This is a genomic window from Rathayibacter sp. Leaf248, from assembly GCF_920939495.1.
In the GTDB taxonomy this organism is placed as follows: Bacteria; Actinomycetota; Actinomycetes; order Actinomycetales; family Microbacteriaceae; genus Rathayibacter; species Rathayibacter caricis.
On sequence record NZ_CAKLAV010000001.1, the window covers coordinates 2056016 to 2078859 of the forward strand.

Consider the following 22844-nt stretch of genomic DNA (forward strand, 5'->3'; position numbering starts at 1 on the left):
GTGGAGGCGAGGGGCCTGCGGCCGCTGCTGCCGGCGGTGGACCACGGTGTCGGGCTCCCGACCTGCAGAGATCAGGCTGAGCGGCGCACTCGCTCCGTCTCGGGCGACTTCGACGCTCTCCTCCTTACTTGTGCAGGCCGCACGGTTCGCAACCGAGGTCGAGCGCGGCGGATCGGCGTCGGAAGGGGCTCGCCGCCACTCACGACCTCGGTTACGCACCTCGACGGCCGCCCTCCGCCCGAAGACCGCCCCTCGTCCGGTGGACACCCAGCGCAACCTGAGGTTTCATCCAGCCTTTGACCCCCGAGCGACGGGTGAGCGACCCTCGACACCCGCTCCTAACCTGCGGTGCGAGAACGAGGGGCCGCCTCGGTCCGCCGAGGAAGACAGGGGTCCGCCGTGCGTCTACGAGCCGTTCGAACGAGTGTCCTGGCCGCGATCGCGTCCGTCGCGACCGTGGTCGCACTGAGCGGAGGAGCCTCCGTCCCGACCGCCGAGGCCGCCGAGACGAGCACCCCCGCCGCTGCCGTCGCTCTCGCCGCCCCCGCGCCCGCCGAGGGCTGGACCACCGTCTTCGCCGACGACTTCACCGGCGCGGCCGGCTCCCCCGCGGGCTCCGCGTGGATCCACGAGCTCGGCACCTGGGGCACCGGCGCGATCGACCGCACCACCGCCTCCACCAGCAACGTGTTCCTCGACGGCGCCGGCAACCTCGGCATCCGGGCGCTCCGCGACGCGTCGGGCGCCTGGACCTCCGGCCGCATCATCACCGCCGACAAGTCGTTCTCGGCGCCGGCCGGCGGGCAGCTGCTGATGACCGCGTCGATCCGCCAGCCGAACCCCGTGCAGGCGACCGGCTACTGGCCCGCGTTCTGGGCGCTGGGCCTCGACGAGAACGGAGCGATCGACTGGCCGCGGACCGGCGAGATCGACATCCTCGAGGCGGTCAACGGCACCTCGCAGGTCATCCAGACCTTCCACTGCGACCTCGTCGACGCCGGCGAGTGCGATGAGCCGTACGGGCTGACGAGCGGGCTGCAGGACTGCGCCGGCTGCCTGACCGAGTTCCACACCTACTCCGCGCTCATCGATCGGCGCGTCGCCGGCCAGGAGTCGCTGCAGTTCCTCGTCGACGGCGAGGTCCGCCACACCGTCGAGCAGGCCGGCCTCAGCCCCGAGGCCTGGAGCGCCGCGATCGGCAACGACTACTTCCTGATCCTCAACCTCGCGATCGGAGGCGGCCTCCCGAACGGAGTCTGCGGCTGCGACAGCGCGAGCGCGCCGAAGTCCTCGGGCGGCACCATGAGCGTCGACCACGTCGCCGTCTACCGCTCCGACGCCGCGCTGAGCGCCGGCGTCCCCGTGATCACCGGGACCGCGAAGGTCGGCTCGACGCTGACCGTGCAGCCCGGCGTGTGGACTCCCGCCCCGGTCGCCCTCTCGTACCAGTGGGAGGCGAACGGCGTGCCGATCAGCGGGGCGACCGGCGCTACGTACACGGCGACCAGCGCGACCGCGGGGGCGGTCCTCACCGTCGACGTGACCGGCTCGAAGGCCGGCTACGCGCCCGAGACCCGCACCTCCGCTCCCACGGCGCCGGTCGCCACGGGGACGCTGACCGCGGCGACGCCGACGATCTCGGGGAGCGCCAGGATCGGCTCGACGCTGACGGCCAAGCCGGGCACGTGGGGTCCGTCACCCGTGACGCTGAAGTACCAGTGGCGGGCGAACGGAGTAGCGATCAGCGGAGCGACCGCCGCCACCTACAAGGTGGGCACTCTGCTGCTCGGCTCGAAGATCACGGTGTCGGTGACCGGCACGAAGACCGGCTACACGAGCACCGTGCGCACCTCCGCGGCCACCGCGTCCGTCACCCGCTGAGGCTCAGACCTCCTCGACCTCGCGGTGACGGCGCGGCACGATGCGCATGATCGCGGTGCCCGTGGCGATGAGGGCGAAGGCCGCCAGGCCGAACCACAGCGAGTTGAACCCGGTCGACGCGAGGACTCCGGCGCCGGCTCCGGCACCCAGGGCGGGCGAGAGGTTGCTGTACATGATCTGGATCTTCCTTCCGATTCACCACGCGCGCTGACGGCGGGTCAGCGCATCGAAGTAGGCCTTGGTGTGCACGATCTGCAGGAACAGGTCGAGGAACAGCTCGTACATCGACGCGGCGAGCAGCATGTGCTTCCACCCGCGGTCGCGCACCGTGACGATGCGCTCGACGACGAAGATGAGGGTGATGCCGAGCCAGAACGGCTGGATCGAGAGCTGGCCGAGCGCGAGGGCGTAGATCACGGTCGCGAGGTACACGTAGGTGATCACGCAGCCGGCCATGGTGAGCAGCTGGCGGCCCCAGTAGGGCCAGGTCACGCGGGTGAGGCCGTACTGCACGCAGTTCTCGACGGCGCCGCGCTTCCAGCGCAGGCGCTGGTGCCAGAGCTCCTTCCACGTGGGCATGACCTCGGTGACGAGGGTGCAGCCGGCGGGGCTCAGCACGTCGTAGCCGAGGTGCTTGATGGCGAAGGTGAGCTCGTTGTCCTCGGTCAGGACGGTCGTGTCGTAGATGCCGCCGCGGCTGTCGCCCGAGGGGAGGCTGCCGTCCAGGCGGGCCCGGCTGATCTCGCGGAGCATCCCGCCCTTGAGCACGGCGGCCGTGCCGGTGACGACCAGGCACTTGCCGTTCAGGCGCCGCACGTCGCGGGCGTAGCGGGCGTACTCGTTGCGCTGCAGGTGGCCGACGACGCCGCCGCCCGGGGTGCCGCGGAACACGCCGCCGACGGCGCCGATCCGCTTGATGCCCACCTTGAGGCGCGCGATCGCGAGGAAGTCGGGGTCGAGGGCGGAGTCGGCGTCCTGCACGAGGACGAGGTCGTCGTCCTCGAGCTCCAGCAGCAGGACCTCGAGGAACTGGTTCAGCGCCCCGGCCTTCTTGTCGGTGTTGCCGACGGTCGCGAAGACCTCGGCGCCCTCCTCGAGCGCGATGCGCGCGGTGCCGTCGGTGCAGTTGTCGGTGACGACGACGATCCGGTCGGGCGGGGAGGTCTGGTTCTGCAGGCCGTGGATCGCCGCGGCGATGCCGGCCTCCTCGTTGTGCGCGGGGAGAACGGCGACCAGGCGGCCGACGACGGGCGAGGCGTGGCGTCCGCCGCGGGTCTGCGACCGGCGGACGGGCTCCTCCGGAACGGCCTTCGCACCGCGGGCCGGGGCGTCGACGAAGCGCACGGGGAGCGGCTTCGCGTTGCCGGCGGCGACCGGGGTGAACGGGGCCGCGGCGGTCAGCGGACGGGCGGCGGGGCGCTCGGTGAGCGTCGCGGCGCGCGTCGATGTCGTGTGCGGGAAGGGCATCCGCACAGCGGGCATCGTGCCCGCGGAGTGCACAGTCAAGGCCAGGGTCCTCGAGTCGGAGGGCGCGATCGGGGGAGGTCGCGCGCTGAGGGGGGTCGCGTGGGGGCCGCGATCGGGGGGAGGCGTTCGGGAGCGCGTTCGGGCGCGCTCACGAAACGTTCGGACGGGGACGACCGGCGATTCCGGAGCGCGTTCGGGCGCGCTCGAGGATCGTTCGGACGGGGAGAGCGGGCGCACCTGACGCGCTCGGCCGGCGATTCGGGGCGCCGGTCGAGCTGAGGAGGAGAGACCTGCCTGCTCTCGGGTGAGCGCGGTGGCGGGTAGCGGATCCGTCAGCATCGGGTTGCTTGATGGTGAAGCTACATCCTCGATCCATGCGGAATCAAGAGAATTTTTCCCCCCGGATGCGGGGGTACGAGGGGGTTGCCACGGGAAAGAGCTTATGGATGGACGTCCGGCTCCTTTCTGAGACACCGTGACGCGACGAATCAGGGAAAGGGGGAAGAACGTCCGTTCTCCCTCCGATATCGACGGTGTAACCGATATCGACGGTGCTGTTCGGAGCTCGGTAGGGCCTTCTCCAGTAGCTGGGATCCGGAGGAATGAGACGGGTGCGATCACGGCAGTGGAACGTGGCCGGACGGGGAGAGGATCGCAGTCCACAGCAGGTGCCTCCTGACAGAGCAGAGGCGGCGCGACGACGATGACTCGGGGGAAAAAGTAGCCTTGACCAGGATTTCCGCCCGACCGGAGGCTCGATGGACGCCTGCTCGCACCGGCGCGGAGAGCGGGGACAGCGGGAGGGACGAGCGCCGCTCGGTCGGAGCGGGACAGCGCTCGGGAGAGCAGTCGCATCGAAGGAAAGGTGCCGAGTCGTCTCCCGAAGACCCTTCTCCGAGCGGAGTCGATCACTTGTCCGAGAAGCCGGCTCCTCCTCGCTTGCGCGCAGCGTCCACTCCTCCGAAGTCGTCGTACTCGAGCTCGAGTACGACGATTACTGCGAACTCGCGGGGCTTATTGAGGGCGAATGTCGCGCGGCGTCGGATAGGCGGCGTCCGGTGCACACTCTTCGGCGTGTCGCGGGTTCGCTTCGGCGTGTCGCGGACGGGTCGTCGGCGTGTCGCGGGCTTGGGACGACCCTGCGGCGGGGGCCCGGGCCGACCCCGAGTCGCGAGCCTGAGACACCCCCCGGACTCCCGAGGCGGCGGCCGGACGGGCCGCGGTCGGATCGGAGCCGGGCTCGCTGGAGCGGAAGGACGTCCCGCGGTCGGGAGGACGTCCCGCGGTCGGGAGGAACGCCGACTCGGCTCCCGCCGCTCCCGCTCAGAGGTGGTCGGCTTCCGCGCCCTGTGCGACGGGCTCGTTTCGGCAGGTTTCCGCCGTGTGAATGTTCGCGCGCGGAGCCGCCGCCCCTCCTCCTGCGGCGGATAGGGTCCTGCACAGGCGCCCGTCACCCGTCGACGGGGAGCGCCCGACAGCCCGCCGCTTCGCCGAGGAGTCCCGCCGTGTCCGAGTCCACGCCCCTCCACCGCCTGAGCGGCGCCTGGCGGCTGGGCACCTGGCGGCTCTCGAACTCGCGCGCGCCCGCCGCGGCCTGACCGCGGCACCGCACGCGCCCCGTTCCGTGCGTTCCTCCGCTCGGATCGCGCGGTGTTCCTGACGCGTCGACTCGCGTCGCGAGCAGCCGGATCCGCAGCCCGCCCCCCTGTGTCCGCGATCACGGGTATGCCGCCGGCGTCCTCCCGGCGAGGCCGGCTCGCCGGAGGACGTTCGCGTGTCGGAGGCACGTCCGAACCGCCGGGGGTCCTCTCTCGCGATCCTCCCGTCGTCCGGTCGCCGTCATCGCGGCGGACCCGGCCTTCCTCCGTACCTCTCTCCCCCTCCCTCCCTCCTCAGAAAGCGAGACCACTCATGCCCGTCCACTTCTCCGACGACCCCTGGACACGCGTCACCTCCGTCCGCGGCTACGCCGCCGATGAGCTCATCTCGACCCTGCAGAAGTCGATCCGCCGCGGAGACACGCGGCTGGCCCTGCTCGTCGGCCGCGAGATGTACGAGTCGAGCGCCGACCTCGAGGAGATGATGTGGGCGCGCCTGAACGTCATCTCGTGCGAGGACGTCGGCGACGGCAGCTACTCCGAGCCGGTCGTCGTCAACAGCCTCTACCTCATGCACGAGCGCCTCGACCGCTCCTTCGGCGACCGCTGGCTGTTCGCGACCCACGCGATCCGCTTCCTGTCCGAGCGGACGAAGGACCGCACCTCGGACGAGCTCGCCAACCTGACCCTGCACCTCATCAACGCCTCCGAGAAGCCCTTCGAGATCCCGGACTACGCGCTCGACGTGCACACCCGCAGGGGTCAGCTCGCCGGCCGCTCGGTCGACGACTTCTGGGGCGACGGCGGAGGGTCCGAGCTCGTCAACGAGGTCGCCGGCCGCGACGGCTCGCTCAAGGAGGAGATCCTCCGCCTCCGCGCCGCCGGCGAGTGGCGCGCGTGACCGTCGCGCCGGGGCGGCCGACGGGCGGCGGCTCTCTCCGCTCGCACCGCTGACCGCCCGGCGCCGCCGTCGGCGCTCCTCCAGAAGTTGCGGGAAGCGTGAGCGATCACCGCAACTTCTGGAGGAGCGCGACGGGGCCCGGCTCGCGCTTCCTCAGAAGGTGCGGGAAGCGCGAGCCGTTACGGCGACTTCTGGGGAAGCGGCGCCGGAGGGGCCGACCGGCGGACGTCGTGGCTTGAGGTCCCGCGACTCCTCGAGAGTTGTCGTACTCGCCGCCGAGTACGACGACCTCTGCGGAGTCGAGGTGCGGCGACCGCCGTCGGTAGGCGTGACGCGTCAGACCGGCAGACGTGACGCATCAGGCCGGCACGCGCGACGCGTCAGACCGGCACGCGCGACGCGTCCAGCGCGTCGAACACCGCCGCGTTCAGCGCGAACGCGTGCCGCGCCTCCGCGACCATCGCGTCGAGTGCGGCCGGTGGCAGCGACAGCGCGTCGAGCTGTGCGCGGTAGGCGCGCTTGAAGTGCACCGCGTTCTCGATCGCGTCGAAGCGGAAGAACGCGAGCTGCTCGGCGTTGGCTCCGTAGTGCCGCGCCATCATCGTGGCGATCGCCTGGCCGCCCGACAGGTCGCCGAGGTAGCGGGTGTAGTGGTGCGCGAGGTGCAGCATCCCGTCGCTGTCGCCGAACGAGACGATGCGCGCGGCGTAGTGCGCGGTCGCGTCCAGCGGCACGACGGTCGACGGATCGACGCCCAGCGCCACGAGGCTCGCGCGCAGCGCCGGCACGCGGTGCACCGCGGTGTCGTGCAGCAGCGCCGGATCCGCGGCCGACGGCACCCGCGCCTCGAGCGCCTCGTAGACAGGGAGCAGCTGACCGAGGTAGCGCGCGAACTCCGCGAGCGACAGCTCGCCCTGCATCAGCGCGGTGATGTAACCGCGCGTCTCCGCATGCCGGTGCTCGTCACCGGTCGCCTCGCGCAGGGCGCCGGCCACGCCGAGCGGAGGGGCCTCGGAGAGAGGCGCAGCGGTCACCGGGGAAGCGTCCACAGGAGCAACGGACGGTCCAACGGGCACGATCGCCGGCAGGGAGGAAGCGGTGGCAGCGGTCACGAACGGCTCGTCTCGTCGGGGTCCAGGTCCCGCGGCGAGCGGGTGAAGTTAGGTTAGCATTAGCTAACTTTTCGACCCCAGCCCCCGCACGGGGCACCTGCAGCGAAGGCGAGACCGTGCCCCTCCTCCCCCGCCGTTCCGCCGGTCGCGTCGCGGCCGTCCTCGCCGCGATCGCCCTCCTGGCCGGCTGCACCTCCGCGAGCACCGCCGCCGAGGGCGCCCCGTCGCCGCGCCTGGCCGACGTCACTCCGCTCGCCGAGCCGCGCACCGCGACCGGCCCCTCGACCGCGCGCATCGACGCCGCGTCCGTCGATCCGATCACCACCGGCACCCACGCCCTGCCCGCGAGCATCGTCGACGCCCAGGGCACCACCGTCACCGTCACCGATACCTCGCGGATCCTCGCCCTCGACCTCTACGGCTCCACCTCCCGCCTGGTCTTCGAGCTGGGCCTGGGCGACTCCGTCGTCGGCCGCGACGTCTCGAGCGACTTCGCCGAGATCGCCGACCGCCCGCTCGTCACGCAGAACGGCCACGACCTCAACGCCGAGGCGATCCTCGACCTCGCGCCCACCGTGATCCTCACCGACTCGAGCCTGGGCCCGTGGGACACGGTGCTGCAGATGCGCGACGCGGGGATCCCCGTGGTCGTCGTCGGCTCCGACCGCTCGATCGCCACGATCCCGACGCTGGTCGGCGAGGTCGCCGCGGCCCTGGGCGTCCCCGAGCGCGGGGGCGAGCTCACCGCGCGCCTCAGCGCCTCCGTCGACGAGACGATCGCTCGGATCGACGCCGTCGCGCCCGCCGACCCCGCCCAGCGCCTGCGCATCGTCTTCCTCTACGTGCGCGGCCAGTCCGGCGTCTACTACCTCTTCGGCGAGGGCTCCGGCGCCGACGACCTCGTGCGCTCGCTCGGCGGGATCGACGTGGCCGCCGAGATCGGCTGGGAGGGCATGCGCCCGCTCACCGACGAGGGCCTCGTGGCCGCCGCCCCCGACCTCGTGCTGATGATGACCGGCGGCCTCGAATCGGTCGACGGCGTCGACGGCCTGCTCGAGGCCATGCCCGCGCTCGCGCAGACCCCCGCCGGGCAGAACCGCCGCATCGTCGACATGGCCGACACGCAGATCCTGAGCTTCGGACCCGACACCCCGCGCACGCTCGAGGCGCTCGCGGTCGCGATCTACGCGCCGGACAGCACCCGATGACGGCGGTCGCCGCTCCCGCCCGCCTCGGTCGACCGACGCTCGTCACCGCCGGGCTCACCGGCGCCCTCGTCGTGGTCGCCGTCGTCTCGGCCGGTCTCGGACAGCTGGCGGTCCCGCCCGCGCAGATCCTCGGATCGATCGCGCAGCACCTCAACGACGCGCTCGGCGTGCGCCTGCTGCCGGTGCTCGAGCTGCCCGCGCACGTCAACGGCGACGCGACACTGTGGGCGATCCGGTTCCCGCGGATCGCGATGGCGGCGGTCGTCGGCGCCGCGCTGGCGGTCGGCGGCGCGGTCATGCAGGGCGTGTTCCGCAATCCGCTGGCCGAGCCGGGCGTCGTGGGCGTCTCCTCCGGAGCGGCACTGGCGGCGAGCGCCGTCATCGTCTTCGGACTGAACGTCTTCGGGCCGCTCACCGCCCCCGTCTTCGCCTTCGTCGGCGGCCTCGCCGCGACGCTCCTCGTCTACCTGACCGCCCGCGCCGGCGGCCGCACCGAGGTCGTCACCCTCGTGCTCACGGGCATCGCAGTGAACGCGGTCGGAGGCGCGGGCATCGCGCTGATGACCTTCCTCGGCACCACGCAGCAGCGCGAGCAGATCGTCTTCTGGCAGCTCGGCTCGCTCAACGGCACCCGCTGGCAGGACGTCGCGATCGTGCTCCCGATCACCGTGGTCGGAGTGGTCGCCGCCGCCCTCCTCTCTCGCCGCCTCGACCTGCTGGCCCTCGGCGAGCGCCAGGCGCAGCACCTCGGCGTGCCGATCGAGCGCACCCGCATCGCCGCGATCGTGGTCGTCGCCGCGCTCACCTCGGCCGCCGTCGCCCTCTGCGGCATCATCGCGTTCGTCGGACTCGTCGTGCCGCACCTCCTGCGCATGCTGCTGGGCCCGGCGCACCGCGCCCTGATCGGCACGAGCGCGATCGGAGGCGCGCTGCTGCTCGTCTGCGCCGACGCGGTCGCGCGGACGGCCGTCCCCTACGCCGACCTGCCGATCGGCATGCTGACCGCGATCGTCGGCGCTCCGTTCTTCTTCTGGCTGCTGCGCCGGGCGCGGGTGCGGTCGGGAGGGTGGGCGTGAGCGGGGGTGCGGGTACGGTCTCGAGCGGCACGACCGTCGAGCGGGGCGCGGCTCAAGCCTCCGATCACGGCGAGCGGATGCGCGCCACCGGCGTCGGCCTCTCCTACGGCGCGCGCCCCGGGCTCGACGGCGTCGACCTGCGCCTGCACCGCGGCGAGTTCGTCGCGCTCGTCGGACCCAACGGCGCCGGCAAGTCGACGCTGCTCTCGGTGCTCGCGGGCGACTCCGCTCCGCAGACCGGCACGCTGGACCTCGACGGCCGCCCCCTCCGCTCCTACCGCGCCCCCGATCTCGCGCGACTGCGCTCGGTGCTGACGCAGTCGAACGAGGTGTCGTTCCCCTTCACCGTGCTCGAGGTCGTCGAGATGGGCCGGGCGCCCCGGGGCGGCGACGGGACCGCGGTGATCGAGCGCGCGCTCGAGGACGCCGAGGTCGCCGCGTTCCGCGACCGCCGCATGCCCGAGCTCTCGGGCGGCGAGCGGGCCCGCGTCGCCTACGCCCGTCTCCGCGCGCAGGAGTGCGACCTCGTGCTGCTCGACGAGCCCACCGCCAGCCTCGACATCCGGCATCAGGAGCGGCTGCTCGGCCAGGTCCGCGCGCACACCGAGTCGGGCGGCTCTGCCGTGGTGGTGCTCCACGATCTCGGGCTCGCCGCCGCGTACGCCGACCGCGTCGTCGTGCTCGAGGGCGGACGCGTGCGCGCCGACGGTCCGCCCGCGGTGGCGCTGACGACCGAGCTGCTCAGCGAGGTGTACCGGCATCCGATCCGGGTGGTCGTCGAGGACGACGGCTCGGTGTCGATCCGGCCGGAGCGGGCGCGGCGAGGCGCAGTCGCCGACCTCGGCCCATCCCCCTCCCCCGCTCCCCCGATCGGAGACCCTCGATGACCCGCACCCCGCGCACCCTCCTCCTCGCCGCCGCCCTCGGCATCGCGGTGGCCGCGACTCCGCTCGTCGCCCCCGCCGCGTCGGCCGCCGGCTCGGTGTCGGTGTCCTTCGCCGACGGGGCAACGGCCGCCGACCCCGACTACGCCACGTCGATCACGGTCTCGGGCCGCGGCTTCCAGTCGATCCAGGGCGGCTTCGGCGGCGTCTACGTGCTGTTCGGCTGGGTGTCGGGCGCCGGCTGGGGACCGAGCAGCGGCGGCGAGGTCGGCACCGACTACCGCTACGTCCCCGACTCCGAGTCGAAGGACAACGCGGGCTTCGAGCGCTTCGTCGCGTTCCCGGGCAGCGAGACGGAGTCGGCCGCGAACGGCGTGCTCACGGCCGACGGCTCGTTCAGCGTCGACCTCACGATCCCGTCGGCGCGCTTCGAGGCGCAGGACCGCTCGGGCGAGGTGACGACCGTCGACTGCCTCGAGGTGCAGTGCGGAGTGATCACGATCGGCGCGCACGGGGTGAAGAACGCGAACAACGAGACGTTCACGCCGGTGTCGTTCGCGGCGCCGGCGGCCGGCGCGGCCTCCGATCCCGCGGCGGACGCGGCCCCCGCCGCGGGTGCTCCGGAGGCGTCGCCCACCGAGGCGCCCGTGGCCGGCTCCGCGCGCGTCGGCTACACCGCCTCCTCCGCCGTCGCCGGCAACGCGCTCGCCTTCACCGGCCAGGGCTTCGCCGTGTCCGAGCAGGTCGTCGCGACCCTCGACGACGGAGTCGTGGCCGTCGGCCCGCTCACGGCCGGCACCCGCGGCGAGGTGGCCGGGGTGCTGCCCCTGCCGGGCGACCTGCGCGGAGGCACGCACCTGCTGACGCTGACCGGCGCCGCATCCGGGGCGGTCGCCGAGAGCGAGCTGACCGTGGTGGGAGCGTCGGCCGCGTCGGTGCCGAGCGCCGCGGCGGAGCCGGAGGTGCCGGTGTGGCTGTACGTGGCGCTCGGGATCGCGCTGCTCATCGCGGCGGGGCTCGTGCTGGCGAGTGTCGTGGTGGGGATCGTGCGGGGGGTTCGGAGGCGGCGGGCGCGGAAGCGAGTGGGTGCGGGTGGGTCGTCGGATACAGCCGGTGGGGGCGCGGCGGTGTCGCCGGATACCCGGATCGCTGCGTCGAGCGCGACTCCCGTGGAGGCGACTCCGGAACCGGACGCCGACGCCGCTCCCTCCTCCCCCGACGCCCCCACCGAGGAGCTCTCCACCGCCCGCCATCTGCCGGCCCGCGAGACGGCGGACGCGCGATGAGGCGGCTCGGATCCCTCCTCCTCGCCGCCGCCCTGACGCTCGGACTCGCACCCGCCGCCGCGGCAGTCGAGGACGGCGTCGACATCGACGTGTCCGTGCCGACCGGCACCTCCGCCGGCTTCGGCGACATCGAGAACGCCGAGCTGCGCTGGGGACTCAACCGCGAGTCCTCCGGCGGTGCCTTCGCCGGCGGCTGCAACTTCCTCAGCGCCGGCGTCGCCGGGAACAGCGGAGGCGCGCGCGTCTGGTCCGAGTCCGACGGGCTGTACGCCGCCGAGGCCGGGGCCGTCTCGATCGAGAAGGCGACCGCGGCCGGCGGATGGACGCGCGCCTCCTTCGCGACCCGCTGCACGGATCCGTCGGGCGCGCCCGTCACCGCGTCGTCGCTCGCCTCGAGCACGCAGTCGCAGGTCGTCGTCGACGGCGGGCGCGGCTCCGTCTCGGCCGACGGCCTGACCCTGCGCTGGAGCGGCTCCTTCACCGTCGCCTTCTACGGCGGCATGACCTACTGGAGCGCGAGCGACCCCGTGCTCTCGCTCGACGCCGCGGGCAACGGCCGGCTGATCGCGACTGCGAGCGGCTACGGCACCTCGATGGAGGACACCTCGCTCTGGCGCCCACTGCCCGCGACCGAGATCGTGCTCGCGGAGGTGCGCGGCGCTCCGCTCGGCGACGGCGGCTTCAGCGTGTTGCCCGAGTACCTCGGCGTCGCCAGCCAGACCGGCGGCCAGGCCCCGCGGACCGCCGAGAACGCGGCGTACTGGGGCTCGTTCCCGGCGAGCTTCCTGCAGTTCCAAGTGCAGACGGGGCAGGCCGGGTACTGGCTGACGACCGGCGGGACTCGGGACGCGGCCAAGCCGGCGACCGCGCTGTTCGTGAACTTCGACGCGTCGGCTCCGGCTGTGGTGGCGGCTCCGGAGTCGCCGGCGGGCGGAGCGGCGGGGCCGGTGAACGAGGTGGCGCAGCGGCCGGCGGGTGCGGGGGCCGCGGCGGGTGCGGGTGCCGCGGCGGGTGCCGGCGCGGGTGCGGGTGCCGCTGCCACTCCGGCCGCGCAGGCTGCCGCAGGGCTCGTCGCCGAGACGAGCACCGTCGTCCGCGACGGCGGCGGACTCGTCCCCGAGGCGGTCGCGAGCTCCGGACTCCTGCCACTCCTGATCGGCGCCCTCGCGCTGGCGGTGCTGATCGCCGTGCTCGCCGTGCTGCACCTCTCGGGCCGCCGCGTGCTGCCCTGGCGCCGCCCCGCGCCTCCGGAGTGACGGCCCGCTCGGCTGCCCGCCCCCACTCTCCACAAGTTGCGGTAAGCGCGAGCTGTTACCGCAACTTCTACGGAACCGAGCCGGGACGCCGCCGCCCGGGCCCGCGACTCCCGCCGCGCTCCTGCAGAAGTTGGGCGAAGCGCGAGCCGTTACCGCAACTTCTGCGGAACCGATTCGGGACGCCGCCTCCCGGGCCCGCGGCTCCCACCACCGTCCTCCAGAAGTTGCGGGAAGCGCGAGCGGATACCGCAACTTCTGCGGAACCTGCTCGGCCGCCCGGACCCTACGCCCGACGCGACCAGCCTCCAGCACCGAGGCGGGCCCCGAACTCCGGAGCCACTTCTCCCGCCGCCCTCCTCCAGAAGTAGGGCGAAGCGCGAGCCGCTACCGCAACTTCTGCGGAACCGGCGCGAGCCGCCGCCTCCCGGCCCCGCGCCTCCCGCCGCCCTCCTCCAGAAGTTGCGGGAAGCGCGAGCGGATACCGCAACTTCTGCGTAAACGTGCCCGCGCGCCCCTCATGGCGCTCGTGCGCCCCTCCGCGTTCCCCACTCAGCGAAAGTTGTCGTACTCGACGCCGAGTACGACAACTCTCGAGGACTCGACGCCGTCCTGCCGAGCCCGCGTCACGCCCCTCCGCTCGCAACGCCCCCGACTATGCAGAAGTCGTCGTACTCGGCACCCGACTACGACGACTTCTGAGGACTCGACCCCACCCCCGGCTCGCGCCGCCGACGACCCGCACCCGTCACGCAGCCCGCGCATGCCGTCGCCGCCGCACCAGCAGCACCGCCACCACTCCCGCCGCCAGCACCAGCACGATCAGCAGCGTCGCCACCGGCACCGCGGCCAGCGCGAAGTCCGCCGTCACCGGATCCAGAGTCGCCGCGCCGAAGCCCACGCTCGTCGGCCGCAGACTCACCGCACCCGACAGCCACAGCAGCGCGCCCACTCCGTCGAGCTCCTCGCGCACGTCGATCGTCGACCCGGGCAGCACCTCCGGCAGCTGCCTCTGCGCCGACACCCCCGCGACCCCCAGCGGACCGGCGATCGACGTATCGGCCAGCGCGGTCACCCGCGTGTTCCCGGTGTTTCCCACCGAGTAGTCGACGGTCACGAATCCTGTCGCGAACGGGTTCCAGACCCCCGAGAACGCGACCACCGGATCCGACAGCTCGAGCGAGGGCACGAGCTCGCCCGAGACGCGCAGCTGCAGCCGCGTCCCCAGCCGCCGGTCGATCTGCACCTGCGAGTCGGGGTCCTCGACGCGGAGCGACGTGACGATGCCCGCCGGATGATCGCCGGGTTGCGCGTCCGCCGGCACCGTCACCGTGAACGGCACCGCTGCCTCCTGCCCCGGCACGAGGGTGACGGAGGAGGAGGCGAGCGCGATCCAGGTGCCCGCGTCCTCGGAGGCGGTGCCCGCGGTCAGCACGTCGATGCCGCCCTCGCGGGTGGTGAACGCGTCGGCCGGGTAGACGTCGAGGACCAGCTCGGTCGCTCCGTCGTTGCGCACCGAGATCGAGTCCTCGACCACGGCGCCGGGGTCGAGGGAGTAGTCGAAGTTCGCGCGGGTGGCGCCGGAGGCATCGGCGGTCGGGCCGACGCTCCAGGCCGGGCCGTCGGCGGCGGCGGCCGGGGCGAGCGGGAGCACGGCGGCCGCGGCGCTCAGGGAGGCGGCGGCGAGGAGGGCGGGGAAGCGGCGCATGGGTCGTCTCTGCAGTGTCGATGCCGGAACGGCGGAGGAAGAGGAGTGGGCGGACTCGGAAGCCCGGTCCCGCGGCGCTCTCGTCGTCGAGGCGGGCGCGGGAACGGGGCGGACCCTCCTCCGTGTCGAGAGGACGGCCCGCCCCGGGCGGGATCAGCGCGGCTGGCCCCGCACCGGGTCGTCAGCGCGGGTCACCCCGCACCGGAGGATCAGCGCAGGTCACCTCGCGCCGTCAGCGCAGGGTCAGCCCAGCGCCGTGATGGTGAGCGTTGCCGAGTAGTCGCCCGCGGGCGTCGTCGTCGGGATCACGAGGCGCAGTGCCGCGTCGACGTCGGCGCTGGCCGCGGCGGTGCTGGAGGCGAGCGTCGCCGCATCCGACAGACCTGCGCCGCTCTCGAGGGTCGAGCCGACGGCCGCTCCCGCGACCACTCCGCTGCCCGCGTTGCCGACCGACGGGGTCCAGCCGAGGTAGCCGGCGTCGAAGCCGCCCGACGCCGACGCGAAGTCGCTGACCGAGCCCGAGATGCTCCAGCCGAACGGAGTCGTGCCGCCGGAGCGCGTGTCGGTCACCGCGATCGTGTTGAGCGCGCCGGTCGCGACGAACGTCGATCCGGCCTGCGTGGCCGTGCCGAGGCTGACCGCGTCGGTGCTCTCGAAGGCCCAGCCGAAGCTGCCGGTGGCGGGCGGAGCCGTCACCTCGGGCACCTCGACCGTGATGTCCTGCTCACCAGGCTCCGGCTCGGCCGGGGTGGTGGGAGGAGTCGTGGGCGGGGTGGTCGGCGGCGTGGTCGGAGTCGTCGCGGGGGTGAGCGCGTAGTCCACGGTCAGAGGGGCGGCGGGCTTCGCCGCATCGCGCGATCCGCCCGAGCTGTACCAGTAGCTGCTCTGCCCGGTCAGGTTCTGGAAGTCGACGAAGCTCTGCGGGAACGAGCCCCAGGTCGCTCCGGTCGTCGTCTGCGGAGTGGCCTCGGTGGTGACCGCGACGCCCAGGTAGTCGGGAGTGACCGTGAAGCCGTCGTCGTCGGCCGACGCGTTCGAGATGTCGGCGAGCACGATCGTCTGCGGTGCGACCGGCACCCACTTGGTCTGGTCGTTCATGTCGGTGCCGTAGCCGCTCGCCGTGGCGGTGAGCTGCCCGTTGCCCGAGCCGTCGATCTCGAGCACGGGGTCGCTGGCGCTCCAGTAGGTGAGTCCGCCGTAGAACGCGACCGTGAAGGAGCCGTCCCACTCGATCTCGGTGGACCCGTCGGCCGCGACGGTGCCGGTGCCGTTCTCGAAGACGACCGCGTTCTTGGTCAGAGAGGTCGCGGAAGCGGCCGTGACGGGCGTGCCCGCCGGCGTCTGGCACTTGGTCGCCCAGCTGGTGGGCACGAGCGCGCCCGACGCGTTCGGCTTCACGACCGAGACGTTCCCTTCGGACTGCTTGTAGAAGCCGTCGGCCTCGGTCCAGACGCGCGAGCTGCCGGTGTCGCCGGCCGTCCCCGCGCTGAGGAAGTTGCAGCCGCCGAAGAACGCGCCACCCCCGGCCTCATTGCTCAGTCCCCAGGTGAAGGAGGCGTCGGTGATGGTGCCGGGCGAGGCCGCGGCGGAGGCGCTGGGCGCGAACGCGAGCGCCCCGCCGGCCAGGGCGATCGTGGCGAGCAGCGCGGCGGACGCGCGGGCGGCTCGGGGTCGTAGTGGATCCACGGATGGAGGTCCTCTCTGAGGGCTGAGTTAGGGTCGGCTCACCTTACTTAGGGTGCGCTTAGTAAGGCAAACCTTGGTTGCTCGGTGGCGGGGCCGCTGCAGAAGTAAGGCTGGGACTCAGGACGCGGCATGGATCGGCGGATGTCGGGCTCTGAGCCTGAGTTGTGCGGGTCGCTTGCGAGACATCGTGAGAACCGGCGCGGTCCCCGAGCGCTCGTTCAGACCCGAGCCCGCACCGCGGCGGCTGATAGGAAGAGCGCATGCCGCTCCCCCACGTCTTCGTCACCCGAGGCAGCCTGCTCAACTTCGCCTGCGACGCCTGGCTCCTGCCGACGGACCAGTACCTCTCGATCACCGACTTCTGGCGCTCTATCCCTGACCTGCAGAACCGCGTCGACGCCGTCCGCGATCAAGCCTTCGCGCGCGGCGATGCGGTCGCCCTGCCGCTGGTGCCGGTCGACGGAGAACCGACGCCGGTGCTCACCGCGGTGCCGCTCCGCCCGATAACCCGCACCGACGACGCGGAGGGATACGCGGAGGTCGCCCGCAGGCTTCGGGCCTTCGTGGAGCACGGAGCCGCTGTTGCGACGAGTCACCGCCGCACGAAGCGCCCATTGCCCCTGCTGGCCGTACCGATGTTCGCCAGCGCGGGAGGCGGCTCCGGCCGGGTTCGCGACGCCCTGCTCGTGCAGCAACTGCGCGTGCTGCGCGAAGCAGCGGAGGCGTTCCACGTCGACATCGCGCTCGTCACCCGCCGCGACGAGGTGCACGCGTTCGCGCAGTCCCGTCGACGGGCGGAGGCGGAGGCCTCCTGGCCGGAGCTGTCGCCGTTGATGCTCGACGAGGTGCACGATCTCGCCGAGCGGGCTCGAGCCGGCCGCCTCGTCCCCTTCCTCGGAGCCGGTGCGAGCGTGAGCGCCGGTGGCCCGTCCTGGGGTGAGCTGCTGCAGAAGCTCGCCGCGCACATCGAGCTCGACGGCACCACCGCCTCACGCCTCGCCGACAAGAACGTCCTCGACCAGGCCTCCTACCTCGCCACCCTCTTCGACGAGAAGGAGCCCGGTTCCTTCGCCCAGGCGGTCGCCGACGAGATCGGAGCCCTCCAGCGCTACGGACTCGCACCCGCGCTACTCACCGCGATCGACTCCGAGCAGGCGATCACCCTCAACTACGACCGCCTCTTCGAGACCGCCGCCGCTGACGCCGGCACGCCTCGCTCGGTCATCCCCGGCGTGCAGGAGGAGGGAAGTGAGCGGTGGCTGCTCAAGCTGCACGGCACCGTCGGCGACCCGTCCTCCATCGTCCTCACCCGCGACGACTACCTCGGCTTCGACTCCTCGCGCCGCGCCCTCTCGGCGATCGTGCAGGCCACCCTCGCCACCCGGCACCTCCTCTTCGTCGGCTTCGGCCTGACCGACGACCACTTCCACGAGATCGTCCACGACGTCCGCCGCGCTTTCCCGTCGAGCGGATCGGGCGACCTCGCCACCGCGCTGACCCTCTTCGAGGACCCGCTGGACGAGCGCCTCTGGCAGGGCCGGCTGCGCCTGGTGCCGATGCTCCGCGAAGAGTTCGACCGTTCTCGCGTCGCCGAGGCGGCCCGCCTGCTCGAGATCTTCCTGGACGCGCTCGGGGCCTTCGCGACGGATGCGCACTCGTATCTGCTGGCGGATGGGCACGAGAGTGCGCTGTCACCTGCCGAGCTGCGGTTGCGGGAACGGCTCGCCTCGCTGTTGCGCGAGGTGTCGGAGGAGGAGCGCGCGACGGGAGCGTGGGCGGAGGTCGCGGCGATGGGGCGGCGGTTGGGTAGCGACGCGCGAGTCTGATCGAGCAGGCATGATTCTGGAATGGACTGAACTCCTTGTGCGGACGACATAGATGTCGGGCTCGTTCCCCCGCACGCTCCGCGCCGGGACTGACCCGAACCAGACGAAGCGGCCCCTTGGCAACACCCCCCGCCAGGACCGACCGCAGCCGCGTCGTCGATTCCCTGTATCCTGATCCGCTGCCCGACGTCGAGAGGAGGCCCCGGTGATCACGGACTCACCCGAGCGTTATGCGCTGTCGTTCACGAGCGGCGGTCTCCTGATGCGCGAAGCAGCCGTGCTCGCATCCATCTATTCCGCGGAGCGCGACTGGGGCCAAGTACGGAAGCTCGCCGTCGAGTTGAACGTCCTGCAAGCGCGCACTTCGTCCTCAAGCGTCAGAGTGATCCGAGAAACAGTCCAGCGGCTATCCGTACTCACAGACGCCGAGGTCAATCTGCTCGTAGACGCTGGGCCGAGTGAAAAGCAGATCCTGATGTGGGCCGCAGCGTGCCGTCGGTACGGTCTTATCGGAGAATTCGCCGAAGGGGTCGTACGCGAGCGATTCTTGCTAATGACGCCGAGCTTAAGCACTGATCACTTCGATCGCTTTCTAATTGGAAAGAGCCTGTGGCATCCCGAGCTGAACGAGCTGAAGCCGTCGACGAGTATGAAGCTACGTCAGAACGTGTTCCGGATGCTACAAGACGCCGGGCTACTAACGGAGAGCGGAAATCTTGTTCCCGCAGTAATGTCGCAACGTGTCATCAATACCCTGAACGAGCGCACCCCGAGCGATATCAGATTCTTCCCGACGACGACATCCGCAGGGGCTAAGCAATGACACAGGCGAAGCGCAGCTTGCAGAGCGACGAGAGGCACGTCTATGACGTGCTCCGAAGCGAGCGATTCCTGAAGATGGAGGGGCTCTCGAAAGAGGTCCCCTTCTTCATCTACCACTTCCCGCCCTCGTGGACGCACGACGTTGAGAGCATGCGGGACCGGGTGCGGACGAAGCTCCAGAGTGACGACGGACTCACTGTCGCACAGATCGATTTGTACGATCTCGCCGTTGAGCTCCTCACCGAGCGAGGCGTCTGGGAGCGAGTCGTCGAGCTGGAGCCGACGATGGACAAGGGCGAGTTCCGCGAGGTACTGCAGGGGATGCTCGATCCGCACGATCACATCGCGCCCGCGATCCGTGCTCGCTTGCAGGACCAGTCGAGCGACATCGTCTTCCTCACCGGGCTTGGCGAGGTCTTCCCCTTCATCCGCACCCACACGGTGCTGGAGAACCTGCAGAGCGTTGTGGTGGGGCGGCCGATGCTTGCGTGGTTCCCTGGCACGTACGAGTTCACACAGACAGCTGGCCATCAGTTGCGCGCGCTGAATCTCAGCGCCAGTGACAGTTACTACCGGGCCAAAGACATTTTGGAGCAAGAGGCATGAGCGCGACCGTGATCAATGAGATTTTCGCGAAGCCGATCGGCCGCGCTATCGAGGGTGTCATCAAGGCAGATGACACCTCGCATCTCGCGATCGAGGTCGAGGAGTACGTCCTCACGAACGAGGCGGCCAAGGGACTTGAGCATGTGCTTGAGGCATACACCAACTACACGAACGCCAACGGCGTGTGGATCTCGGGCTTCTTCGGATCCGGCAAGTCGCACCTGCTGAAGATGCTCGCGCACCTGCTTGGGGACATCGAAGGCCATGACTACCCACGTACCCTCGTTTCGGAGCAGTTCCGCTCCAAGGCTGACGACGCGTTCCTACCCGCACTGATCGAGAAGGCCGACCGGATCCAATCGCGCAGCCTCCTATTCAACATCGATCAGAAGGCAACCCTGATCTCCAAGGATCAGAACGACGCCCTGCTAAAGGTGTTCGTGAAGATCTTCGACGAAGCGCGGGGGTACTACGGTAACCAGGGCCACATCGCTCGATTCGAGCGGGACCTTGATTCGCGCGGCCAGTATGACGACTTCAAAGCGGCGTTCGCGCGAGCTGCGGGAATCGATTGGGCGCGGGGCCGCGAACAGGCGGCGCTCGAAGCAGGGAACATCGACAAGGCTTTCGCCGAGGTGAACGGCTCGGAGAGCCCGGGCATCATCCGTCAGTACAGTGCCAACTACTCGGTGGCGATCGAAGACTTTGCCGAAGAGGTCGCGGCGTGGCTTGAGAAGCAACCAGCAGGCTTCCGGCTAAACTTCTTCGTCGACGAGGTCGGCCAATTCATCGGCACGAACACGCAGCTCATGCTGAACCTCCAGACCATCGCCGAATCACTTGCCACGAAATGCAATGGCCAATCGTGGATCTTCGTCACCTCGCAGGAAGACATGGAGAAGGTCGGCGGCGACCGCACCAAGCAGCAGGCTAACGACTTCTCCAAGATCCAGGCTCGCTTCAAGAACCGGCTCAAGCTCACCAGCCAGGACGTCGAAGAGGTCATCCGAAAGCGTCTTCTCGCGAAGACGGATGCTGCTGCTGGTGAGGTCGCCACGGTGTATGACGACGAGCACGCGAACTTCAAGACGCTGTTCGACTTCGTCGAGGGCCGCCACTACCCGAACTATCGCGACGAGTCACACTTCGTCGGCACGTACCCGTTCGTGACGTACCAGTTCCCGCTCTTCCAAGCCGCGATCGAGGGCATCAGTGACCACAACATCTTCGAAGGACGCAATAGCTCCGTCGGTGAGCGGTCGATGCTCGGCGTCGTACAGCAGGTGGCAACCCACCTTGCCGATCGGCCGCTCGGATCGTTGGCATCGTTCGACCAGATGTTCGAGGGCATCCGTGCCTCACTGAAATCCACAAATCAGCGGGCGATCATCAACGCCGAGAGCGCCACCGGCAGCGGCAAGCTCAGCGCGCTCGCGGTGCGCCTGTTGAAGGCGCTGTTCCTGGTCAAGTACGTCGACAGCTTCAAGGCCACGGCCCGCAATCTCACGGTCCTGGTCTACGACCGCTTCGGTACGGATCTCATCCAGCTCGGTAAGAACGTCAACGAAGCCCTCAACGCGCTTGAGGCGCAGACCTACATTCAGCGCAATGGTGACCTGTACGACTACCTGACGAACGAAGAGCAGAAGATCGAGCAGGAGATCAAGGACGTCGATATCGACAACTCCGAGGTCTCCGCGAAGCTCAACAAGCTTCTCGCCGAGTCGGTCGTGAAGACGACGAAGACGGTCGCGAAGAATGGCCAGAACTTCCCGTTCGGCTACAAGCTCGATGGCACCCCGTACGGCAAGCAGCACGAGCTGGCGCTGCACTTCACCAGTCCCGAGACCGAGTTCAGCTTGGACCAGATCAAGGCGCACAGCGCGGGTCTCGATGAACTGCGCGTTGTTCTCCCGGCCGAGGCGAATCGGATCCTCGCGGATCTTCGCTTGCTGCTGAAGACCGAGAAGTACGTCAAGCGTGCACAAGGTTCGAGTCGCACTGCGATCGAGACCCGTATCCTCGGCGAGAAGGGCACTCAGAATTCCGAGCGCGAGAAGGAGATCGTCGAAAGGTTCCGCACTGCGGTCGGCAGCGCGACGCTGATTCACAATGCCGCAGTGATCGATGTCACCGCCAGCGACGCACAGACTCGGATCAATGACGGCTTCGCGAAGGTCATTGCGGCTACGTACACCAACCTGAGCATGCTGGGTGGCAAGACTTTCAGTGAGCAGGGTCTCAACGGACTGGTAAACCCGGCAGACGGGATGTTCGATGAGAGCCTCAACATCCTAGAGGTGCCCGCAGATGATGTGCTCGGGCACCTGGAGATGCGTGGCAAGCGGCATGAGATGGTCACGATGAAGCAGCTCGTCGACCGGTACTCCGCCAAGCCTTTTGGCTGGGACCAATGGTCGATCGCTGCGGTAGTGGCCCACCTCGCGGGACAGTCGAAGATCGAGCTTCAGCTCGACGGCAAAACACTCGCTCGCACCGAGATCACCGGGACTCTGCGCAACACGCAGCGATACCCGAACCTCGTCGTCGCTCCGCAGCGGGTCTATGACCAGAAGATCGTGAACACTTTCCGCAAGTTCGTCATCGAGTTCACCGACGACGGAAGCCTCACGAAGGATGCGGCTGAACTCGGCCGCCTAGGGAAGGAGCACCTCGAGTCGAAGCTCGTCGAACTCAAGGCACTGCGGTCCGGTGCTGCCACCTATCCGTTCATCGATCAACTAGACGGACCGATCCGACTGCTGGGCGAACTGACGGCAAACAACTCGGACTGGTTCCTAGAGCATTTCAACGAGGCTGACGCTATCGCGGACGAGCTGCTGGACGCGAAGGACAACGCGATCGATCCGATTAAGGCGTTCCTCAACGGCAACCAACGCAGCATCTACGACAACGCGACAAGCTTCATGCAGCTCAACCGCACCAACCTTGCATTCTTGACTCCGAGCGTTTCGGACAGAGTCGAGATCGCACTCGAGGATCCGCAGATCTTCCGGGGCAACAGGACGACGCAGCTCGGAGCTGCGATCGCCGATCTACGGGCACAGCTGGGCGGCATCGTTTCCACGGAGCGTGACGCTGCCGTCGGATCGATCAACGACTACTGGAAGCAGGTGCCGGTCAGCGCAGCGTTTGAGCGTGCGACCGAGGCCTCTCGGGAGTCCGTGACTCGCAAAGCAGAGGCCGTGCTTGAGCTGGTGAAGCGCGAGACGCAGATCCCGGCGATCCGTAATCTCGCAGCGCAATTCGCCGACACGACTTACCCGGCCATCCTGGACGAGCTGGAATCGACCAGGCAGCTGAAGCAGGTTGCTGATCCGTCGGTGGATCCGGACACGCCGTCGATCGATCCCGTCCCGCCCAAGCAGAGCATCTCGATCAAGAAACTCTCGCTCCCCATGGCCGGCGGGCTGCTCGAAACCGAGGATGACATCAACGCATACCTCGGCGAACTCCGTGCGCTACTCGTTACTACGATCAACGACAACAAGCGCATTACGCTCTAAGGA

The 22844-nt window shown here is 70.1% G+C and carries 16 protein-coding genes; 11 read left to right on the plus strand and 5 right to left on the minus strand.

Annotated elements, in window-relative coordinates; genetic code table 11:
• The first annotated feature begins 456 nt into the window (after positions 1 to 456).
• Positions 457 to 1881, plus strand: coding sequence for a family 16 glycosylhydrolase (locus LRG51_RS09975; protein WP_230672544.1), 1425 nt, complete (start codon positions 457 to 459; stop codon positions 1879 to 1881).
• Between the two features lie 3 nt (positions 1882 to 1884).
• On the opposite strand, the gene LRG51_RS09980 is transcribed toward LRG51_RS09975, so the two are convergent.
• Together LRG51_RS09980 and LRG51_RS09985 are read right to left on the minus strand one after the other, a co-directional pair.
• On the minus strand, positions 1885 to 2055 hold the full coding sequence (locus LRG51_RS09980; RefSeq protein WP_170116332.1) for a hypothetical protein: 171 nt from the start codon (positions 2053 to 2055) through the stop codon (positions 1885 to 1887).
• 21 nt (positions 2056 to 2076) lie between these two features.
• The gene (locus LRG51_RS09985) at positions 2077 to 3381 is read right to left on the minus strand and encodes a glycosyltransferase family 2 protein (RefSeq protein WP_230673113.1); all 1305 of its coding nucleotides are present in this window, start codon (positions 3379 to 3381) and stop codon (positions 2077 to 2079) included.
• 1878 nt (positions 3382 to 5259) lie between these two features.
• Here LRG51_RS09985 and LRG51_RS09990 point away from each other — a divergent pair.
• Complete coding sequence (locus LRG51_RS09990; RefSeq protein ID WP_055785450.1) at positions 5260 to 5847, plus strand: hypothetical protein; 588 nt, start codon at positions 5260 to 5262, stop codon at positions 5845 to 5847.
• Positions 5848 to 6227: 380 nt separating this feature from the next.
• On the opposite strand, the gene LRG51_RS09995 is transcribed toward LRG51_RS09990, so the two are convergent.
• Complete coding sequence (locus tag LRG51_RS09995) at positions 6228 to 6881, minus strand: biliverdin-producing heme oxygenase (RefSeq protein WP_230672546.1); 654 nt, start codon at positions 6879 to 6881, stop codon at positions 6228 to 6230.
• 194 nt (positions 6882 to 7075) lie between these two features.
• Here LRG51_RS09995 and LRG51_RS10000 point away from each other — a divergent pair, with 194 nt between their 5' ends.
• The 5 genes from LRG51_RS10000 to LRG51_RS10020 are packed head-to-tail and all read left to right on the plus strand — an operon-like array spanning position 7076 to position 12669.
• Entirely contained in the window at positions 7076 to 8167 is a 1092-nt protein-coding gene (locus LRG51_RS10000) for a heme/hemin ABC transporter substrate-binding protein (RefSeq protein ID WP_230672548.1), read from the plus strand.
• Entirely contained in the window at positions 8164 to 9243 is a 1080-nt protein-coding gene (locus tag LRG51_RS10005; RefSeq protein WP_230672550.1) for a FecCD family ABC transporter permease, read from the plus strand. The genes LRG51_RS10000 and LRG51_RS10005 overlap by 4 nt, the downstream gene beginning before the upstream one ends.
• On the plus strand, positions 9240 to 10130 hold the full coding sequence (locus LRG51_RS10010; protein WP_230672551.1) for a heme ABC transporter ATP-binding protein: 891 nt from the start codon (positions 9240 to 9242) through the stop codon (positions 10128 to 10130). Before LRG51_RS10005 ends, LRG51_RS10010 begins: the two co-directional genes overlap by 4 nt.
• The gene (locus tag LRG51_RS10015) at positions 10127 to 11413 is read left to right on the plus strand and encodes a hypothetical protein (RefSeq protein ID WP_230672552.1); all 1287 of its coding nucleotides are present in this window, start codon (positions 10127 to 10129) and stop codon (positions 11411 to 11413) included. The genes LRG51_RS10010 and LRG51_RS10015 overlap by 4 nt, the downstream gene beginning before the upstream one ends.
• Positions 11410 to 12669, plus strand: coding sequence for a hypothetical protein (locus LRG51_RS10020; protein ID WP_230672553.1), 1260 nt, complete (start codon positions 11410 to 11412; stop codon positions 12667 to 12669). The genes LRG51_RS10015 and LRG51_RS10020 overlap by 4 nt, the downstream gene beginning before the upstream one ends.
• Positions 12670 to 13414: 745 nt before the next feature.
• On the opposite strand, the gene LRG51_RS10025 is transcribed toward LRG51_RS10020, so the two are convergent.
• Positions 13415 to 14374 (minus strand): WxL protein peptidoglycan domain-containing protein, encoded by a 960-nt coding sequence (locus LRG51_RS10025; RefSeq protein WP_230672555.1) that lies wholly within the window; start codon positions 14372 to 14374, stop codon positions 13415 to 13417.
• 243 nt (positions 14375 to 14617) lie between these two features.
• Positions 14618 to 16060: a hypothetical protein gene (locus LRG51_RS10030; protein ID WP_107574218.1), complete on the minus strand. Its 1443-nt coding sequence runs from the start codon at positions 16058 to 16060 to the stop codon at positions 14618 to 14620.
• A gap of 260 nt (positions 16061 to 16320) precedes the next feature.
• On the opposite strand from LRG51_RS10030, the gene LRG51_RS10035 reads away from it, so the two are divergent.
• The 4 genes from LRG51_RS10035 to brxC all read left to right on the plus strand — a co-directional run bounded on the left by LRG51_RS10035 (position 16321) and on the right by brxC (position 22841).
• Complete coding sequence (locus tag LRG51_RS10035; RefSeq protein WP_230672557.1) at positions 16321 to 17886, plus strand: SIR2 family protein; 1566 nt, start codon at positions 16321 to 16323, stop codon at positions 17884 to 17886.
• Between the two features lie 205 nt (positions 17887 to 18091).
• The gene (locus tag LRG51_RS10040; RefSeq protein ID WP_230672559.1) at positions 18092 to 18709 is read left to right on the plus strand and encodes a DUF1819 family protein; all 618 of its coding nucleotides are present in this window, start codon (positions 18092 to 18094) and stop codon (positions 18707 to 18709) included.
• Positions 18706 to 19314, plus strand: a complete 609-nt coding sequence (locus LRG51_RS10045; RefSeq protein ID WP_230672560.1) for a DUF1788 domain-containing protein — start codon at positions 18706 to 18708, stop codon at positions 19312 to 19314. The genes LRG51_RS10040 and LRG51_RS10045 overlap by 4 nt, the downstream gene beginning before the upstream one ends.
• Positions 19311 to 22841, plus strand: coding sequence for a BREX system P-loop protein BrxC (brxC, locus tag LRG51_RS10050; RefSeq protein WP_230672563.1), 3531 nt, complete (start codon positions 19311 to 19313; stop codon positions 22839 to 22841). The genes LRG51_RS10045 and brxC overlap by 4 nt, the downstream gene beginning before the upstream one ends.
• Positions 22842 to 22844: the final 3 nt, after the last annotated feature.

What these genes read in the sequence shown, in the direction of transcription:
- LRG51_RS10020 (WP_230672553.1), top strand. Translation starts at nt 11,410, where the DNA reads ATGAGGCGGCTCGGATCCCTCCTCCTCGCCGCCGCCCTGACGCTCGGA.
- LRG51_RS10025 (WP_230672555.1), bottom strand. Translation starts at nt 14,374, where the DNA reads ATGCGCCGCTTCCCCGCCCTCCTCGCCGCCGCCTCCCTGAGCGCCGCG.
- LRG51_RS10005 (WP_230672550.1), top strand. Translation starts at nt 8,164, where the DNA reads ATGACGGCGGTCGCCGCTCCCGCCCGCCTCGGTCGACCGACGCTCGTC.
- LRG51_RS09990 (WP_055785450.1), top strand. Translation starts at nt 5,260, where the DNA reads ATGCCCGTCCACTTCTCCGACGACCCCTGGACACGCGTCACCTCCGTC.
- LRG51_RS10045 (WP_230672560.1), top strand. Translation starts at nt 18,706, where the DNA reads ATGACACAGGCGAAGCGCAGCTTGCAGAGCGACGAGAGGCACGTCTAT.
- LRG51_RS10035 (WP_230672557.1), top strand. Translation starts at nt 16,321, where the DNA reads ATGCCGCTCCCCCACGTCTTCGTCACCCGAGGCAGCCTGCTCAACTTC.
- LRG51_RS10015 (WP_230672552.1), top strand. Translation starts at nt 10,127, where the DNA reads ATGACCCGCACCCCGCGCACCCTCCTCCTCGCCGCCGCCCTCGGCATC.
- LRG51_RS09980 (WP_170116332.1), bottom strand. Translation starts at nt 2,055, where the DNA reads ATGTACAGCAACCTCTCGCCCGCCCTGGGTGCCGGAGCCGGCGCCGGA.
- brxC (WP_230672563.1), top strand. Translation starts at nt 19,311, where the DNA reads ATGAGCGCGACCGTGATCAATGAGATTTTCGCGAAGCCGATCGGCCGC.